The organism is Citrobacter sp. CK194, from assembly GCF_030333395.1.
Classification (GTDB): domain Bacteria; phylum Pseudomonadota; class Gammaproteobacteria; order Enterobacterales; family Enterobacteriaceae; genus Citrobacter_B; species Citrobacter_B koseri.
On the sequence record NZ_JAOWGA010000012.1, the window covers coordinates 260818 to 277072 of the forward strand.

The 16255-nt window shown below is 52.0% G+C and carries 19 protein-coding genes and 3 tRNA genes; 12 read left to right on the top strand and 10 right to left on the bottom strand.

The annotated features are described in order from the left end of the window. Positions 1-106: 106 nt before the first annotated feature. The 6 genes from OGX80_RS01890 to OGX80_RS01915 form a co-directional block, all read right to left on the bottom strand. Entirely contained in the window at positions 107-268 is a 162-nt protein-coding gene (locus tag OGX80_RS01890; RefSeq protein ID WP_047459078.1) for a DUF1328 domain-containing protein, read from the bottom strand. A 128-nt stretch (positions 269-396) separates the two neighbouring features. Further along, on the bottom strand, positions 397-1014 hold the full coding sequence (gene osmY / locus OGX80_RS01895) for a molecular chaperone OsmY (RefSeq protein WP_115182024.1): 618 nt from the start codon (positions 1012-1014) through the stop codon (positions 397-399). A 329-nt stretch (positions 1015-1343) separates the two neighbouring features. After that, the gene (gene prfC / locus OGX80_RS01900) at positions 1344-2933 is read right to left on the bottom strand and encodes a peptide chain release factor 3 (RefSeq protein ID WP_012134201.1); all 1590 of its coding nucleotides are present in this window, start codon (positions 2931-2933) and stop codon (positions 1344-1346) included. A gap of 92 nt (positions 2934-3025) precedes the next feature. Continuing rightward, entirely contained in the window at positions 3026-3703 is a 678-nt protein-coding gene (gene yjjG, locus OGX80_RS01905) for a pyrimidine 5'-nucleotidase (RefSeq protein ID WP_024130736.1), read from the bottom strand. 14 nt (positions 3704-3717) lie between these two features. Beyond that, positions 3718-4164: a ribosomal protein S18-alanine N-acetyltransferase gene (gene rimI, locus OGX80_RS01910; protein ID WP_012134203.1), complete on the bottom strand. Its 447-nt coding sequence runs from the start codon at positions 4162-4164 to the stop codon at positions 3718-3720. After that, positions 4133-4546, bottom strand: a complete 414-nt coding sequence (locus tag OGX80_RS01915; protein WP_024130737.1) for a DNA polymerase III subunit psi — start codon at positions 4544-4546, stop codon at positions 4133-4135. Before OGX80_RS01915 ends, rimI begins: the two co-directional genes overlap by 32 nt. Positions 4547-4649: 103 nt before the next feature. Here OGX80_RS01915 and rsmC point away from each other — a divergent pair, with 103 nt between their 5' ends. From rsmC to OGX80_RS01935, 4 genes are all read left to right on the top strand, one after another. Then, the gene (gene rsmC / locus OGX80_RS01920; RefSeq protein WP_047459087.1) at positions 4650-5678 is read left to right on the top strand and encodes a 16S rRNA (guanine(1207)-N(2))-methyltransferase RsmC; all 1029 of its coding nucleotides are present in this window, start codon (positions 4650-4652) and stop codon (positions 5676-5678) included. A 206-nt stretch (positions 5679-5884) separates the two neighbouring features. Continuing rightward, a tRNA-Leu gene (locus tag OGX80_RS01925) sits at positions 5885-5971 on the top strand. A 27-nt stretch (positions 5972-5998) separates the two neighbouring features. Then, a tRNA-Leu gene (locus tag OGX80_RS01930) sits at positions 5999-6085 on the top strand. A gap of 32 nt (positions 6086-6117) precedes the next feature. After that, positions 6118-6204: transfer RNA gene (locus tag OGX80_RS01935), tRNA-Leu, on the top strand. 39 nt (positions 6205-6243) lie between these two features. Here the strand turns inward: OGX80_RS01935 and OGX80_RS01940 are convergent. After that, positions 6244-6480, bottom strand: coding sequence for a DUF1435 domain-containing protein (locus tag OGX80_RS01940; RefSeq protein ID WP_080516675.1), 237 nt, complete (start codon positions 6478-6480; stop codon positions 6244-6246). Positions 6481-6732: 252 nt separating this feature from the next. Between OGX80_RS01940 and OGX80_RS01945 the strand changes: the two genes are divergently transcribed. Both OGX80_RS01945 and fhuF read left to right on the top strand, forming a co-directional pair. Then, positions 6733-7800 (top strand): GGDEF domain-containing protein, encoded by a 1068-nt coding sequence (locus tag OGX80_RS01945; RefSeq protein ID WP_012134209.1) that lies wholly within the window; start codon positions 6733-6735, stop codon positions 7798-7800. A gap of 122 nt (positions 7801-7922) precedes the next feature. Continuing rightward, on the top strand, positions 7923-8711 hold the full coding sequence (gene fhuF / locus OGX80_RS01950; RefSeq protein ID WP_115182025.1) for a siderophore-iron reductase FhuF: 789 nt from the start codon (positions 7923-7925) through the stop codon (positions 8709-8711). A gap of 30 nt (positions 8712-8741) precedes the next feature. On the opposite strand, the gene OGX80_RS01955 is transcribed toward fhuF, so the two are convergent. Beyond that, positions 8742-10085 (bottom strand): PTS sugar transporter subunit IIC, encoded by a 1344-nt coding sequence (locus OGX80_RS01955; RefSeq protein WP_115182026.1) that lies wholly within the window; start codon positions 10083-10085, stop codon positions 8742-8744. A gap of 363 nt (positions 10086-10448) precedes the next feature. Here OGX80_RS01955 and OGX80_RS01960 point away from each other — a divergent pair, with 363 nt between their 5' ends. After that, entirely contained in the window at positions 10449-10907 is a 459-nt protein-coding gene (locus OGX80_RS01960; protein ID WP_012134213.1) for a YbaK/EbsC family protein, read from the top strand. 64 nt (positions 10908-10971) lie between these two features. Here OGX80_RS01960 and bglJ read toward each other — a convergent pair whose 3' ends face one another. Together bglJ and OGX80_RS01970 are read right to left on the bottom strand one after the other, a co-directional pair. Then, positions 10972-11640 (bottom strand): DNA-binding transcriptional activator BglJ, encoded by a 669-nt coding sequence (bglJ, locus tag OGX80_RS01965; RefSeq protein ID WP_049008312.1) that lies wholly within the window; start codon positions 11638-11640, stop codon positions 10972-10974. Beyond that, positions 11601-12323 carry a LuxR C-terminal-related transcriptional regulator gene (locus tag OGX80_RS01970; RefSeq protein WP_058668534.1) on the bottom strand — a complete coding sequence of 241 codons (723 nt, stop codon included), beginning with the start codon at positions 12321-12323 and terminating at the stop codon, positions 11601-11603. The genes bglJ and OGX80_RS01970 overlap by 40 nt, the downstream gene beginning before the upstream one ends. A gap of 569 nt (positions 12324-12892) precedes the next feature. Between OGX80_RS01970 and OGX80_RS01975 the strand changes: the two genes are divergently transcribed. The 5 genes from OGX80_RS01975 (at position 12893) to OGX80_RS01995 (ending at position 16092) form a co-directional block, all read left to right on the top strand. Next, entirely contained in the window at positions 12893-13669 is a 777-nt protein-coding gene (locus OGX80_RS01975; protein WP_024130740.1) for a threonine/serine exporter family protein, read from the top strand. Next, positions 13660-14133, top strand: a complete 474-nt coding sequence (locus OGX80_RS01980) for a threonine/serine exporter (protein WP_012134217.1) — start codon at positions 13660-13662, stop codon at positions 14131-14133. The genes OGX80_RS01975 and OGX80_RS01980 overlap by 10 nt, the downstream gene beginning before the upstream one ends. A gap of 124 nt (positions 14134-14257) precedes the next feature. Next, on the top strand, positions 14258-14797 hold the full coding sequence (gene dnaT / locus OGX80_RS01985; RefSeq protein WP_115182027.1) for a primosomal protein DnaT: 540 nt from the start codon (positions 14258-14260) through the stop codon (positions 14795-14797). Positions 14798-14799: 2 nt separating this feature from the next. Beyond that, entirely contained in the window at positions 14800-15537 is a 738-nt protein-coding gene (gene dnaC, locus OGX80_RS01990; protein ID WP_049008305.1) for a replicative helicase loader DnaC, read from the top strand. 63 nt (positions 15538-15600) lie between these two features. Further along, on the top strand, positions 15601-16092 hold the full coding sequence (locus tag OGX80_RS01995) for a YjjA family protein (protein ID WP_104867807.1): 492 nt from the start codon (positions 15601-15603) through the stop codon (positions 16090-16092). Positions 16093-16255: the final 163 nt, after the last annotated feature.

Consider the following 16255-nt stretch of genomic DNA (forward strand, 5'->3'; position numbering starts at 1 on the left):
TTATTTTATAGAATGACAAAGTAACGCAAATTCGCGATAGCTAAAACCGTAAAAGCCAGTCCGATGGACTGGCTTAGCATGAATCATGGGTATTACAGGTGACGTGCTAGGGTCGTTTACGGCCCATAAACAGGCTGATCAGGAACAGGACAATCCCGACGACGAAGACAATTTTCGCTGCGCTAGCCGCGGTGCCTGCCAGTCCACCAAAACCCAGAGCGGCGGCAATTAACGCGATAACCAGAAATATAATGCCCCAACGAAACATAAGCTTCTCCTTTACCATAGTTAATGTCGACCGCTTGATATGAGCGTTCAGGTTGCTCATTCGCGATATTTTTAGTGTGGTGTACATTGCGCCTCCCGACAAACGTCGGGAGGGCGAATTAAGACGAATTACTGAGTTTTCAGGTCATTTTTGACGCTTTTCACACCATCAACCGCTTTTACGATACTTTCAGCACGGTCGATTTGCGCCTGAGAATCTACGGTTCCTGAGAGCTGCACCACGCCGTCGGTGGTTTCGACTTTCACTTTGCGGGAAGGCACGATGTCATCCGCCAACAGTTTCGCTTTGATCTCGCTGGTAGTGGCCGTATCCCCGGCATAGCCTTTCATCGTGCCGGACTTGCTGTCGCGAACATGCAGTTTGTCGCTGACGGAGGTCACACCCTCAACGCCTTCCGCCACTTTCACGGCTTCTTCAGCCTGAGCCTGGCTTTCAACAAAGCCGCTTAATGTCACCACTTTGTTATCGGTTTTGACCGAGATATCGGTGCTCTTAATACTTTCATGATCCACCAACGCCGCTTTCACTTTTGCGGTGATGGCGCTGTCATCCATGAAGTTACCGACTTTATTCATAGAGCTATCGACTTTCTGTCCCGCGCTTTCTGCGCTGGACTGTGCCTTATCCAGCGTAGAGGTTTCCGCAAATGCAGAACCGGTCGCGACAGCGGAGGTCAACATTACGGCCAGGAGAGTTTTAGAAATCTTCAGTCTTGTCGTCGTCATCGATTCATTCCTGTATGGATGGCAGCCGTCACAATCAACATACTTATGCAGAATCGCGGCGCTAATCCCATCTTTATTCAGTTATTAATATCGCAGACAAGATAAATGACGGCCTTAACAACCAGTATTCACGCATTGAACAGTGTTAAAAGTCGTCATTTATGTCATCACTTTGTTAAATATAGATCACAATCGCAAAATCGCTTGCTGATACGCTTAAAAAACAAGCAACCATAAGAAAAACTGAGGGATTTAAGAACATTCCGCAAGCGGTTAAAAAGGCAGGGAAAGTAACAGGGCGCGCCGGATGACGCGCCCTGGAGGGACAATTAGTGTTCGCGCGTTTTACGGAACTGAACGTCAGGGTAGCGTTCCTGCGTCAGGTTCAGGTTCACCATTGTTGGTGCGATATAAGTGAGGTTATCACCGCCATCCAGCGCCAGTTGTACTTCGTTCTTACGCTTGAACTCTTCAAATTTCTTCGCGTCAGTACATTCAACCCAGCGTGCGGTGGCGACGTTGACGGACTCATAGATAGCCTCAACGTTGTATTCGCTCTTCAGACGGGCAACCACCACGTCAAACTGCAACACACCGACGGCGCCCACGATCAGATCGTTGTTGGCGATCGGACGGAACACCTGTACCGCGCCTTCTTCAGACAGCTGAACCAGCCCTTTCAGCAGCTGTTTTTGCTTCAGCGGATCTTTCAGGCGGATACGACGGAACAGCTCCGGCGCGAAGTTCGGAATACCGGTGAACTTCATCATTTCGCCCTGAGTGAAGGTGTCGCCGATCTGAATGGTGCCGTGGTTGTGCAGGCCCAGAATATCGCCCGGATACGCCTCTTCAACGTGAGAACGGTCGCCCGCCATAAAGGTCAGCGCATCAGAAATCACCACGTCTTTGCCGATACGTACCTGGCGCATTTTCATGCCTTTCTCGTACTTACCGGAGACCACTCGCATAAACGCCACGCGGTCGCGGTGTTTTGGGTCCATATTGGCCTGAATCTTAAACACGAAACCGGTGAACTTCTCTTCTTTCGCTTCTACCGTACGGGTATCGGTCTGGCGCGGCATCGGCGCAGGCGCCCACTCCACCAGGCCATCCAGCATATGGTCAACGCCGAAGTTACCCAGCGCTGTACCAAAGAAGACCGGGGTGATTTCACCAGCCAGGAACAGCTCATGGTCGAACTCGTTGGATGCGCCCTGCACCAGTTCCAGCTCGTCGCGCAGCTGCTGCGCCAGGTCTTCCCCTACGGCAGCGTCAAGTTCCGGGTTATCCAGACCTTTTACAATGCGCACTTCCTGGATGGTGTGGCCTTTACCGGTCTGGTACAGGTAAGTTTCGTCTTTATAAAGGTGATAGACGCCTTTGAACAACTTACCGCAGCCAATCGGCCAGGTGATCGGCGCACAGCCGATTTTCAGCTCGTTCTCAACTTCATCCAGCAGCTCCATCGGGTCGCGGATGTCACGGTCGAGTTTGTTCATAAAGGTGAGGATCGGCGTATCGCGCAGGCGGGTTACTTCCATCAGCTTACGGGTACGATCTTCGACGCCTTTTGCCGCGTCAATCACCATCAGACAGCAGTCCACCGCCGTCAGCGTGCGGTAGGTATCTTCCGAGAAGTCTTCGTGCCCGGGGGTGTCCAGCAGGTTGACCAGGCAATCATGATACGGGAACTGCATTACCGACGTGGTAATAGAAATACCACGCTGCTTTTCCATTTCCATCCAGTCAGATTTTGCATGCTGGCTGGAGCCACGGCCTTTTACCGTCCCGGCAGTCTGGATAGCCTGTCCGAACAACAATACCTTCTCAGTGATAGTGGTTTTACCGGCATCCGGGTGAGAAATAATGGCAAAAGTGCGGCGCTTAGCCACCTCTTGCAAATAAGGAGACAACGTCATAGTTCAATCTTCTTGAGTAAGCGCGGCGTCTGACCACGCATGTTGAATACGAAAAATTGCGGCTATTTTACCCATCAACGGGGGGGAGGCAATCAGTGTTTACACAGGAGTTGCTCCAGTTCGCTTAATGACGCCACGGTCCAGGTCGGTTCAATGCCCGCAGGCTGCTCGCGATGGTGCGCATTCAGCCAGCAGGTGGAAAGCCCGGCGTTAATGCCGCCGAGAATATCAGACTCTGCGGTATCGCCGACCATTAACACGCGAGAGCGGTCAGGGCTGCCCGCCTGCTCCAGCGCGTAATCAAAGATGCGCGGATCGGGCTTCGCCACGCCCACTTCTTCAGAAATAACCAGCAGATCAAAACGATCGCGAAGCCCTGTTCGTTCAAGGCGAATTTGCTGCAATGAGGTGAATCCGTTGGTGATGATGCCCATCTTCACCTTACCGTGCAGGGCGTTAACCAGCGAAACCGCACCCGGCAGCGGTGCGCAAATCTCCGCCATAGCATTCATAAACGCATCATTTAACTCTTCAGGTGGGACGTTCAGCTGCTCGCCCCAGCCGACAAAGCGCTGGCGCTGAAGCTGAAGCGAAGTGATAGCGCCGTTCTGATAATCCACCCACAGCGGTTTATTGACAGCCTGGTAGTCCTGAAAATCTTCAGCGGTAAAGGTGACGCTATAGTCGAGAAACATCCGCTGCAAGCCGGTAAACGAGTCAAACGTAAACAGCGTTTCGTCGGCATCAAAGAAAATCCAGTCCCACTTCATCATTCCACCTTGTCTTACATACTGATTGGCAATGCCATGATTATCGCGTCCTCACGCCCGTCAGCCGTCGGGTAGTAATTACGGCGCACCGTTGCCTCATTAAAACCTAAACTTTCATAGAGTGCGATGGCGGCGGCATTTGAGGCGCGCACCTCCAGCCATAACGTCAGGACGCCGCGTTTTTCCAGTTCATCAATCAGATGTTCCAGCAGTTCTCGCCCCAGCCCCCGACGCTGAAAATCCGGGTCGACCGCAATATTGAACAGCGTCGCCTCATCCAGCACCACCTGCGTAATCGCGAACGCCGCCATCTTTCCGCCGACCGTCAGTTGATAGTTGAGGTAACGTTCGCCCTGATTGCTGGCAAAGGTTTTTTCACTCCACGGAAACGCATGGGCGCGTTTTTCAATCAGAAACGCAGCAGGTAAATCAGTCGGATTGAGGGAAGAAATCGTGTTCATATGCGCAAATTTGTTGCCATAGTGCGGCGCGTGCCGTTGGGTTTGCCCGTAATTCATTAAACGCAGGACTTGTCACCTGAGCGCCTTCCAGCAGCAAAGGCTCTTCAGTACCCAGCCGCCAGCTGTTGCACCGGCTGCCTTCCGGCAGCATGGCGACGCGGTCAGGCGTCAACGGTAATACCTGGTCGGGACTGACGGTCAATGCGCGCAAAATATCGCTCATCAAGGGTTCGGTCAGCGCCGGTAATTCTTCCGCCACGACCACCAGACGAACGTGCGCCGGAAGGGAAATCGCGATTTCCCCCTGTAGCGCGCCAGGGCGACGCAGCGACCACTGGGTAATGCCCAGTTGCTGTAATTGCCAGTCTCGTCGGGATGTCATAGCGAAACGCTCCTGTCTGTCAGGGGCGCAAATATAGCAAATTCGTCGAAACTGCGCCAACAAACAACTATAATCGCCGCCAGGAACAATAGAGGAACCTTTCATGTCTGCTTTTACCCCGGCAAGTGAAGTCTTGCTGCGCCACAGTGATGATTTCGAACAAAGCCGTATTCTGTTTGCCGGAGATTTGCAGGATGACCTGCCAGCCCGCTTCGAAAGCGCCGCCAGCCGCGTGCATACGCAACAATTCCACCACTGGCAGCTGTTAAGCCAGCTGATGGGCGAGAAGGCGCGCTTTAGCCTGGTCGCCCACGCTGACGACGTCGCGGACTGCGACACGCTGATCTACTACTGGCCGAAAAATAAACCTGAAGCCCAGTTCCAGTTGATGAATATCCTGTCGCTGCTGCCGCTCGGCACCGACATCTTCGTGGTGGGCGAAAACCGTAGCGGCGTTCGCAGCGCAGAGCAAATGCTGGCCGACTACGCGCCGCTGAACAAAATCGACAGCGCACGCCGCTGCGGGCTGTATCATGGCCGTCTGGAAAAACAGCCCGTCTTTGATGCGGAAAAATACTGGGGCGAGTACCGCATTAACGATCTGACCATCAAAACGCTGCCCGGCGTTTTCAGCCGCGACGGTCTGGATGTCGGCAGCCAGTTGCTGCTTTCCACGCTGACGCCACATACCAAAGGCAAAGTGCTGGATGTCGGTTGCGGCGCAGGCGTGCTCTCTGCGGCCTTAGCCAGCCACTCGCCAAAAGTGCGTTTAACCCTGTGTGATGTTTCCGCGCCTGCCGTTGAGGCCAGTCGCGCAACGCTTGCGGCAAACGGCGTTGAGGGTGAGGTGTTCGCCAGTAACGTCTTTTCTGACGTAAAAGGGCGTTTTGATATGATCATCTCTAACCCGCCGTTCCACGATGGAATACAAACCAGCCTGGATGCCGCGCAAACGCTGATTCGCGGCGCGGTTCGCCACCTCAACAGCGGCGGTGAGCTGCGCATCGTGGCTAACGCCTTCCTGCCCTACCCGAAAGTGCTGGATGAAACGTTTGGCTTCCACGAAGTGATTGCGCAAACCGGGCGCTTTAAAGTTTACCGCACGGTGATGACACGCCAGGCGAAGAAGTAGAGTGGTCATCGCAGGCCGGATAAGGTGCCTGCACCGCCATCCGGCATGGTTTGCGGATGCCGGATGGCACTTCGCTTATCCGGCCTACGGTTAGCGCCCATTTTTGCAGCAATCAATCCATCCTGCGTAATTAACTATTGACGAAAAGCTGAAAACCACTAGAATGCGCCTCCGTGGTAGCGATTCTTTTTAAGAATCGATGGTATGCGAAGGTGGCGGAATTGGTAGACGCGCTAGCTTCAGGTGTTAGTGTCCTTACGGACGTGGGGGTTCAAGTCCCCCCCCTCGCACCAAAACCACGTTGATATTGCTCGCACTGGGCGAAGGTGGCGGAATTGGTAGACGCGCTAGCTTCAGGTGTTAGTGTTCTTACGGACGTGGGGGTTCAAGTCCCCCCCCTCGCACCAACGAGGCGATATCAAAAAAGTAAGATGACTGTGCGAAGGTGGCGGAATTGGTAGACGCGCTAGCTTCAGGTGTTAGTGTCCTTACGGACGTGGGGGTTCAAGTCCCCCCCCTCGCACCAATTATCTTATTTCCCTTCTCTGTTTTACGCCTTGTTTGTTCATCCCTGATTCAAATTCATCATAACCAGCACCATGCCGCTGATCAGCGCGACACATGACGGCAGCAGGACGAAATGCCGTAAGCGTTTGTGATACAGCATCAACGAAGTCAGCAGTAATCCTAATACAATCAGTACCTTCCATGCGTCAATGGAGAGGCCGGCAAACGCCAGTCCGGTAATAAAAATACCCGGCAACAATATCCCCCATCCACTGCCCAGTGTACGCTGCAACATGGCTTTACCTCTGATACCGATAATGATAACCAATAGCATATGATAAAATTTCTCATTTGTCAGCAGTTCGTCACACTTCCTTGTATGAGATTGTCTTAACAATTGATGACATGAATTCAGCAAGGTGATAGATTGGGCAGTGGTTAACTTACAAACAATAAAAACGTTTATTTATGCGGGCTTTTTCCCGCACGTTATTTTTCATTTTGGCCCCAACCAGCGTAATTCATAGATAAATAACGACATTCAGATATGACAGCTCAATCCTGGCGCGCGCTACGCACCAAAAAATATCAATTCTCTTTACGCCTTTTTCTGTTTCTCAATGCGGTGTCCGGGCTGTTTACGCTTGTCTTTCCTCTTTATGAGGTCAGGGCTGTCTCAGTCCCGGCAATACTGCTCTTTGTTGCAAGTACGTTACTTCTGATATGGCACGGAAAATATACGCATAAAAAGATTAATATCCCCTTTATTTCTGTTATATCAGGCATATTGTGGGCCTGGCATATCACACTGAAATATAATGCTATGAACCATAGCGATTATACTTTTCTACTCATCGCCCTTCTCTGCGTGTTATTTATTGGCTCCATCGCCTTTGCTAATAATATCATTGCGTTTACGTTCCATTCATTGCCTTCCGTTCTGGCCTGCCTGTGGCTTAATGGCAGCGAACACGGCATACGGATTATTTATCTCATGGCGCTCCCGATGGCGGGCATTGCCATCCAGCATGTTATTCAAAAACGCTATGACGATTTCGCTCAACAGCTGATGTACAAACTGCTGGAAGAGAGAGAAACGCTGAACGGGCTGAGTATGCTCGATCCTTTGACTGGCCTGTATAATCGCCGCGGCCTGCAAAATAAGCTGAATACGCTCCTTGCTCTGGAAACGCACGAAGAACACTACGTATTGCTGCTGGATATCGATCACTTCAAAGCTTATAACGATCACTATGGGCACATGATGGGCGACCAGGCTCTCATTCGCGTTTCAGCCGCGATTCGTGACGCTGTCCGTTCCCGGGATATTGTCACCCGTTTTGGCGGCGAAGAGTTTATGGTCCTGCTGACCGCGACCGATCCACAGGAGGCGCGCACGACCGCCGAACGTATTCGCCAGAAGGTCTACGATCTCAAAATCCCACATATGTTTAATGTCAGCGTGGCGACCAATGTCACCATCAGCGTTGGCATCGCGCCGCTACTGGGTCAGGACATGGAGGCTGCAATCGTCAAGGCGGATAAAGCGCTGTATGAAGCCAAAAACCTGGGGCGCAACAACATTCTTGCGAGTGACGAACTGCGTACGGTCTGACACAGGGCGATATCATCGTGCTACCGCGCACAGCGTCACGACAAAGCGCTTGCCATCGACTATCGCTATCATTAGGATTAGCAATCATTATCATTTAGATTACTATCCTTATATACAGCGCTATGCCTTACCGTTCCGCACCGATCATTGAAGATGTCACCTGGCGAGCCCATCTCCAGCCTGAGATGCCCTCGCTGGCTGAAGCCGTGCATGAAACGATAACCCGGACGCGCGAACATCTGCTTGATTTTATTCGGCTGGACGAACCGCACCCAACGGGTGCCATGACGCTGGCGCAGTGGGCTCGACCGGGTACGATGCGCTCCCTGCTGGCTATCTATTCCGACCATATTTATCGTCATCAACCGACGCAACCACGCGAAAATAAGCCGCTCATTTCACTTTGGGCGCAATGGTATATCGGTCTGATGGTACCGCCTCTGATGCTTGCCCTGCTCACCCAGGAAAGGGCCATTGACGTTTCGCCCGAGCACATGCACGTTGAGTTTCACGAAACCGGACGCGCAGCCTGTTTTTGGGTTGATGTGCATCAGGACGAGCGGGCAACCGCGCATTCTCCTCAACAGAGAATGGAAACGCTGATCGTCTCTGCGCTGATGCCGGTCGTTCAGGCACTGGAATCAACCGGCGATATTAACGGTAAGCTTATCTGGAGTAACACCGGGTATCTGATCAACTGGTATCTGACCGAAATGAAACCGCTACTTGGCGAAGCCTTGCTGGCAACGCTGCGCCAGAGCTGCTTCTTCGAAAAGCAACTTTCCAGCGGTCAGGATAACCCGCTGTGGCGTACCGTCGTCCCTCGTGAAGGTCTGCTGGTGCGCCGAACCTGCTGTCAACGCTACCGGTTGCCAGACGTTCAGCAATGCGGTGACTGTACGCTGAAATAAACAAGGCGCCGCAGCGCCTTGTTCAACACGTCAGGCCATCTGCTGACTCTCCTCTTCTGCACGCCCGGCCTCTTCTGCCTCTTGCGCCAGAAGCTGCTTCTCATAAACCTTAAAGAACGGGAAGTATATGATGGCGGACACCAGCGCCAGTATGACCACCAGGATCGCCGCACGGTAGTCCCAGCCCAGTGCCCACGCAGCGCCAACCGGTGCGGGCGCAGTCCACGGCACCACGGAAATCACCCGCCCAATCAGATCCAGCTTCATCGCCGCCCACGCCAGCACGGCGTTCACCATTGGCGCCAGCAGGAACGGGATAAAGAACACCGGGTTCATCACAATCGGCGTCCCGAAAATAACCGGTTCGTTGATATTAAAGATACTCGGCACGACGCTTAAGCGGCCAATAGAGCGCAAATGTACGGAACGGCTGCGTAAATAACAAATCACCAGCCCCATCGTAGCGCCAGAACCGCCAATGACGATGAAGAAAGTCCAGAAGGCTTCCATGAAAATGTGCGGCAACGGCGCCCCCTGCGCCAACGCGGTCTGGTTCATACCGAGATTGGTCAGCCAGAACATTTGCAGCATCCCGGAGACAATCGCCGCTCCGTGAATCCCCGCAAACCACAGCAGATGCCCAATCAGCACCGCCAGCAAAATAGCGGGCAACGAATCCGCAGCGGAAACCAGCGGTTTAAAGATCGCCATGATCGCCTGTGGGATCAGCATATCGAACTGCGACTGGACCGCCAGGCTCAGCGGATACAAGGTCAGAACCACCACCAGCACCGGAATCAGCAGATCGAAGGAGTTCTTGATCATCGGCGGCACCTGGTCGGGCAGGCGAATGCCAATGTTATGCGCCTTCAGGAAGCGCATCATTTCAACACAGTAAATCGCCACCAGAATCGCGGTAAAAATCCCCGTTCCGCCCAGGCTGTCAACTGGCATAGTGCCGTTTGTTTTCGGCGCGGCAACCAGCAAGAAGGCCATGATCGAGAGCATGGCGCACATAAACGGATCTAACTGATGCGATTTAACATAGTGTTTGCCCAGGTTATAGGCAATGGCCGCACAGATATAGATGGACATGATCCCCATCGTCATATCAAACGGCGTCAAAATCTGGCTTTCAAACTGTTTCGCCAGCGCCAGCCAGCCACGGGCAAATCCCCAGGTGGTGTCCGGTGAGAAAGGAGGATAGGCGAAAACCAGCAGGAAGGAGCCGACAATCATAAACGGCATTGCCGAAATGAAGCCATCACGAATAGCCATAACATGACGTTGTGAGGAAATACGTCCGGCAACGGGACTTACGTAGTTTTCGACAAACCGAAAAATCACATTAAACACAGCATGGTTGGTAGACATAGCGTTCTCCTGTCAGTCAAAACAACATAGACGTGCTGGCAGCAGCACCGCCGTGTAAGGGTCCATTACTACTTTTCGCGACCGCGCCGGGGAGAACACCAGCGATACAGCAGAGAGAATGAAGTTTCATAAATGGCTCTTATTATGTGATACAGAGGAAGTGACAGGTTCAGTATTAATCCCCGCCCGCCGGACTGCAACCGGTTACTGTAACCGGTTTCTGTGAATGTGAAGACGATCGAAAAATCGCTCATGCTGCTGGTTTATTACATAAATTATTTACAGTGCCGCTTTCCTTATGACAAATTACGCCACGCGGTTTTCTGAAAAACAGGACTGCTAATACAGCGTCAGGAGAAAAGAATGAGTCTGCAATCGGTACGGCAGTTTCTGGCCGAACGTGCCCCGGATATTGAAATCATCGAATTAAATCAGAGTACGGCGACGGTGGAACTGGCAGCGAAAGCGCACAATGTCGCGCCAGGACAGATAGCGAAAACGCTTTCGCTTAAGGTGAAAGACGACATTATTCTGGTTGTCGCCAAAGGCGATGCTCGCCTGGACAATAAGAAACTCAAGAGCACGTTTGGCGCAAAAGCGCGAATGCTCAGCAGCGATGAAGTAGTGATCGCCACAGGGCACCCGGTCGGCGGTGTCTGCCCTTTCGGGCTGGAAACGCCTCTGCCCGTCTATTGCGACGTCTCATTAAAACATTATGCTGAAGTCTTACCAGCAGCAGGGGCAACGCACAGTGCAGTCCGAATTTCCCCCGACAGAATGGCAGAACTCACTTCAGCAACCTGGATTGATGTGTGCCAGTGATGCTATTTGTGCCCGGGCGATAAACCCGGCACAAGCAACCTGTAAATACAGAGCGACTACAGAATTACGCGGATAAGCGACCCGGCTTTTCGGCGCGCAGAGACAGCAGGATATCCGCCGCATCAAGCAATCCGGCATCTGAGCTGACGCCCAGTTTAGACATCACATTAAATTTATGGGCGCGAATCGTCTTGATATTGCGTTCCAGCTGGACGGCTATCTGTGGCATCGAATAACCATTCGACATAAAACGCAGAATTTCACGCTCAGTGGGGCTTATCATTCGACTCTGATTGAGATACCAGAGGTTCAGAGTGTGTTCCGTCACCTCTCGCTTACTGTTCAATAATAAAAAGAGCTTTTCCTGCAAACTGGCCAGTGACGACGCTTTACTTAAGACCCCATCTAACGGCGAAGGCGACAGCGAATCAATTAACCGGGCTTCCGCATCATCATCCGCGATGACCAGTCGGCGCACACGAGGAAAATTCACAGCCAGTTCCGCCAGATAAGCCAGCCCCATCCGGCGATCTTCCCGCATCGCAGAAAGTGAAAAAATAACGACGGAAAAGGGAGTACTTAACATCGCTTTCTGGAAAGCAGATTGAGTTGGAAAAATATGAAGTTTATATTGGCAATCAGGAAACGCGTCAAATAAACTCTTCATTCCAATACTGCTCATTACGCACTTCTCTATGAGTGCGACATTTCCCTTGGCAATTCTGTTTTCCATTCAGTAGCATCTCCATAAACTGAAGGTAAATTCAATTCTCTTGCTCCCTGAGAACTGTTTATCCAGGCATACATCTCAGCATTGCTGTGTATTGACAGACGCCGCATCGCACTGTTTTTCTGCGCGCTAATCGTTTTATTACTCTTCTTAAGCAACATCGCTATCTGATTAATCCCCCAACCCTTACCCAGAAGCCGTAACACTTTCCGTTCCGACAGCGTAAGAACAACCGGACGATGGCCAAAACTCGAGACGTCTGGCAGAGCGGGAGATAGCAGCGTCTTACTGATCCTGTCCGTATGGGCATTGCCTGCTTCAATCACGTTTACCAGATTCTCAACCGGTTCAACGTCAGACAGCAACGTACTGAAGGGGCTCATCAGAAGCTCAATCGCCTGTGAGTAAAACGCACGGGAAACAAGAAATATCCAGTGAATATCATGGTATTGAGATAATAAAGCGTAAAATTGCTCGCAGACAGCGCGGGGATGTTTACATTCTCCCGTTAAATCCGTAATCACTACATCGGAGCGGCGCAGCTGCATTAATGTCAGTTCTTCTACGGAACGGCAGTACATCAGTTCATAAGCAGGGAAATGGCCCTGCACCACCTCTTTTAACCCCGTCTGTATAACAGGTATTTTACTGATAATAATTATGTTTTTGCGGCATCCTGGCAACATATCTCCTCCATATCCACAGGTCTCCCCTCCTGTTCACTCATTAATAAATAATATAATTAATGAGAAAAACAGACGTGGTAATAGACGAAGTGAATTGTTTATCCTTGGCTTTTATTTGAAATGTTATAGCAATAACGACTCTATACAATGATCCGCATAGTATAAAATCACCAAACTATTATTGCATAATTACCGCTAAAAATAATTGCGGTACAATTAAATTAACTAAATTAGATCATTAGCATTTCTAACATATGCAAGGGGAATTTAATAAACTCACGCTATGTTTCGCATCAGATAGTTATGCTTTCAGGAAGCACAAGAAAAGAATATCGTCTCATTAATTTCAGAGGTTACAGACGATACTTCATTCCCTGTCATTCACTTCCGACGTAAGGCATTCAATATACTGCAATTATAACATTCAGCGACTGATTGTCTGGCATCCTGCCTCTTTTTTCATCACAAAATTGATCTTAGCCAGAGCCAAAAGGGTCGGGCTTCATGATACAAAGAAGACTTTCGTCATTCAGATGGTACGCAACGCGTCTTTTCAGTCAGGGCGAGTCATGCAAACAGAGCAGTCGTTACAGCGAACGGTTACACGGTTATGTATTCAATGCGGGCTTTTTTTACTGCAACACGGCGCGGAGAGCGCGCTGGTTGATGAACTCTCCACCCGCCTGGGGCTGGCGTTAGGGATGGACAGCGTGGAAAGCGCCATCTCCTCCAACGCTATCGTTCTCACCACCATTAAAGATGGGCAGTGTCTGACATCGACACGTAAGAACCAGGATCGCGGCATTAATATGCACGTTGTCACGGAGGTGCAGCATATTGTCATCCTGGCCGAACATAATTTGCTGGATATAAAAGGCGTAGAGAAGCGCTTTAGCCAGCTCAGACCGTTGCGCTACCCGCGGTGGCTGGTGTCGCTGATGGTCGGGCTTTCCTGCGCCTGTTTCTGCAAACTGAATAACGGCGGATGGGATGGCGCGGTGATCACCTTTTTCGCCAGCATGGTGGCGATGTATATTCGCCAGATGCTGGCGCACCGGCATTTACACCCACAAATCAACTTTTGCATCACCGCTTTTGTCGCCACCACCATTTCCGGCCTTTTGCTTCGCTTGCCCACTTTCAGCCATACCCCGACCATCGCCATGGCCGCCAGCGTCTTACTGCTGGTGCCGGGGTTTCCGCTGATTAATTCCGTCGCGGATATGTTTAAGGGCCACATTAATACCGGTCTGGCGCGCTGGGCGATTGCCAGTCTGTTAACGCTGGCGACGTGCGTCGGCGTGGTGATGTCGATGACGCTGTGGGGGCTACGCGGATGGGTGTAATCGATTTTCTTCTGGCGCTGATGCAGGACATGATCCTCTCCGCAATCCCGGCAGTGGGCTTTGCGATGGTGTTCAACGTGCCGCACCGGGCGCTCCCCTGGTGTGCGTTGCTCGGCGCGCTGGGCCACGGCTCACGCATGGTAATGATGACCGCCGGGTTTAATATCGAATGGTCGACATTTATGGCCTCGCTGCTGGTAGGGAGCATCGGCATTCAGTGGTCGCGCTGGTATCTGGCGCACCCCAAAGTCTTTACCGTCGCGGCAGTCATCCCGATGTTTCCGGGGATATCCGCCTATACGGCAATGATCTCCGCCGTTAAAATCAGCCACTTTGGCTACAGCGAACCGTTGATGATCACTTTGCTGACCAATTTCCTGAAAGCCTCCTCTATTGTCGGCGCGCTTTCCATCGGGCTTTCCGTTCCCGGTCTGTGGCTGTATCGCAAACGCCCACGGGTGTGATGCTTTTCTCCCTGCGCTCAGGCAGGGTGAGGCCGCTTTCCCTCACCCTGCCGATATCTCCCGTCTGTGTGTTACTATAAAAACAGTATTCCTTCTCGGTTGTGGTTCCCTGTTGAGAAACATTATGTCTTCCAGAATTTTGACCCCGGACGTCATCGGTATTGACGCCTTATTACACGATCACAACGCGGTGCTGGCAAAATCGGCAAGCGGCGCGGTGGCGGTCTTCGCCAATAACGCGCCCGCGTTTTATGCCGTGACGCCGGCACGTCTGGCGGAACTGCTGGCACTGGAGGAAAAGTTATCGCACCCGGGAAGCGATGTCACACTGGATGCTCAACTCTACGAAGACTCCCAGGCCGCGCCTGTGGCCGTTCCGCTGGGGAAATTCGCCATGTACGCAGACTGGCAGCCGGATGCTGACTTCCAGCGGCAGGCCGCGCTGTGGGGCGTCGCGCTAAGGGAACCCGTCACCGCCGAAGAGCTGGCCTCGTTTGTGGCTTACTGGCAAGCGGAAGGTAAGATTTTTCACCACATCCAGTGGCAGCAAAAACTGGCGCGCAGCGTGCAAATCAGCCGGGCCAGTAACGGCGGTATGCCGAAACGTGATGTGAACAACGTCAGCGAACCTGACGACCATATTCCACCTGGTTTTCGAGGGTAACGATGAAAAACGTTGGCGACCTGATGAAACGTCTGCAAAAAATGATGCCAGCAAATGTTGAGCCTGCATTCAAAACGGGCGAAGAACTGCTGGCATGGCAGAAAGAGCAAGGCGAAATGCGTGCGGCAGCGCTGGCGCGTGAAAACCGGGCGATGAAAATGCAGCGCACGTTCAACCGTTCCGGCATCCGTCCGCTGCATCAAAACTGCTCGTTTGATAACTATCGTGTTGAGAACGACGGGCAGATGAACGCGCTGAGCAAAGCGCGGCAGTACGTCGAAGAGTTCGACGGCAACATCGCCAGCTTTATCTTTTCGGGCAAACCCGGCACCGGGAAAAACCATCTCGCGGCGGCAATCTGCAATGAACTGCTGCTGCGCGGAAAATCGGTTTTGATCATTACCGTCGCCGATATTATGTCCGCGATGAAAGGCACCTTTAGCAATCGCGAAACCAGCGAAGAGCAGTTGCTCAACGATCTCAGCAATGTGGATCTGCTGGTGATCGACGAGATCGGCATGCAGACCGAATCCCGCTATGAAAAAGTGATCATTAACCAGATCGTCGATCGCCGTTCATCATCCAAACGCCCTACCGGGATGTTAACCAACAGCAATATGGATGAGATGACCAAACTCCTTGGCGAGCGCGTAATGGATCGTATGCGTCTGGGAAACAGTCTGTGGGTGATCTTCAACTGGGAAAGCTACCGTAGCCGCGTCACCGGCAAAGAGTATTAAGACCATTCCGACCCAGGCAAGCGCTATACTGCGACGAAAGGTACACACACACGAGTCATAACGATGAAAACCACAAAACGTCTTCTGTGCTGCGCGGTTGCCGCCAGCGCGTTTATCGCCACCAGCGCCTTCGCCGCGTCCTGGCAGGATTCTCTCTCCAGCGCCGCCAGCGAACTGAGCAAACAAAGCAGCTCTTCACAGCAGGGCGGCATGTCGCTGTCTTCTCTGACCAGCCTGCTGAATGGCGGCAATCAGGCATTAAGCGCTGATAACATGAACAACGCGGCAGGTATTTTGCAGTATTGCGCGAAACAGAAACTGACTTCCGTTACCGATGCGGAAAACGTTAAAAACCAGGTGCTGGATAAACTGGGTCTCGGCGCCACCGAACAGAAGCAGGACACCAATTATCTGGATGGCATTCAGGGTCTGCTGAATACCCAAAACGGCGAACAGCTTAGCCTGGATAACATTGGCAGCACGCCGCTGGCGGAAAAAGTGAAAACCAAAGCCTGCGACCTGGTGTTAAAACAGGGGATGAACTTCATTTCCTGATGCGCCAACATGCCGCGTTTCAACCGTTTAGCGTTGAGCGCGGCCTGACCTCTCTCTTTCTACTTCTCTCTGTCTCGCCTTCCCCGCATCACGGGAAGTGACGACGATCAAAAAAGCCAGGTTCTAAACCAATTCTTAATCACTGCACATTTTAATGTCACCA

What these genes read in the sequence shown, in the direction of transcription:
- OGX80_RS01890 (WP_047459078.1), bottom strand. Translation starts at nt 268, where the DNA reads ATGTTTCGTTGGGGCATTATATTTCTGGTTATCGCGTTAATTGCCGCC.
- osmY (WP_115182024.1), bottom strand. Translation starts at nt 1,014, where the DNA reads ATGACGACGACAAGACTGAAGATTTCTAAAACTCTCCTGGCCGTAATG.
- prfC (WP_012134201.1), bottom strand. Translation starts at nt 2,933, where the DNA reads ATGACGTTGTCTCCTTATTTGCAAGAGGTGGCTAAGCGCCGCACTTTT.
- yjjG (WP_024130736.1), bottom strand. Translation starts at nt 3,703, where the DNA reads ATGAAGTGGGACTGGATTTTCTTTGATGCCGACGAAACGCTGTTTACG.
- rimI (WP_012134203.1), bottom strand. Translation starts at nt 4,164, where the DNA reads ATGAACACGATTTCTTCCCTCAATCCGACTGATTTACCTGCTGCGTTT.
- OGX80_RS01915 (WP_024130737.1), bottom strand. Translation starts at nt 4,546, where the DNA reads ATGACATCCCGACGAGACTGGCAATTACAGCAACTGGGCATTACCCAG.
- rsmC (WP_047459087.1), top strand. Translation starts at nt 4,650, where the DNA reads ATGTCTGCTTTTACCCCGGCAAGTGAAGTCTTGCTGCGCCACAGTGAT.
- OGX80_RS01940 (WP_080516675.1), bottom strand. Translation starts at nt 6,480, where the DNA reads ATGTTGCAGCGTACACTGGGCAGTGGATGGGGGATATTGTTGCCGGGT.
- OGX80_RS01945 (WP_012134209.1), top strand. Translation starts at nt 6,733, where the DNA reads ATGACAGCTCAATCCTGGCGCGCGCTACGCACCAAAAAATATCAATTC.
- fhuF (WP_115182025.1), top strand. Translation starts at nt 7,923, where the DNA reads ATGCCTTACCGTTCCGCACCGATCATTGAAGATGTCACCTGGCGAGCC.
- OGX80_RS01955 (WP_115182026.1), bottom strand. Translation starts at nt 10,085, where the DNA reads ATGTCTACCAACCATGCTGTGTTTAATGTGATTTTTCGGTTTGTCGAA.
- OGX80_RS01960 (WP_012134213.1), top strand. Translation starts at nt 10,449, where the DNA reads ATGAGTCTGCAATCGGTACGGCAGTTTCTGGCCGAACGTGCCCCGGAT.
- bglJ (WP_049008312.1), bottom strand. Translation starts at nt 11,640, where the DNA reads ATGGAAAACAGAATTGCCAAGGGAAATGTCGCACTCATAGAGAAGTGC.
- OGX80_RS01970 (WP_058668534.1), bottom strand. Translation starts at nt 12,323, where the DNA reads ATGTTGCCAGGATGCCGCAAAAACATAATTATTATCAGTAAAATACCT.
- OGX80_RS01975 (WP_024130740.1), top strand. Translation starts at nt 12,893, where the DNA reads ATGCAAACAGAGCAGTCGTTACAGCGAACGGTTACACGGTTATGTATT.
- OGX80_RS01980 (WP_012134217.1), top strand. Translation starts at nt 13,660, where the DNA reads ATGGGTGTAATCGATTTTCTTCTGGCGCTGATGCAGGACATGATCCTC.
- dnaT (WP_115182027.1), top strand. Translation starts at nt 14,258, where the DNA reads ATGTCTTCCAGAATTTTGACCCCGGACGTCATCGGTATTGACGCCTTA.
- dnaC (WP_049008305.1), top strand. Translation starts at nt 14,800, where the DNA reads ATGAAAAACGTTGGCGACCTGATGAAACGTCTGCAAAAAATGATGCCA.
- OGX80_RS01995 (WP_104867807.1), top strand. Translation starts at nt 15,601, where the DNA reads ATGAAAACCACAAAACGTCTTCTGTGCTGCGCGGTTGCCGCCAGCGCG.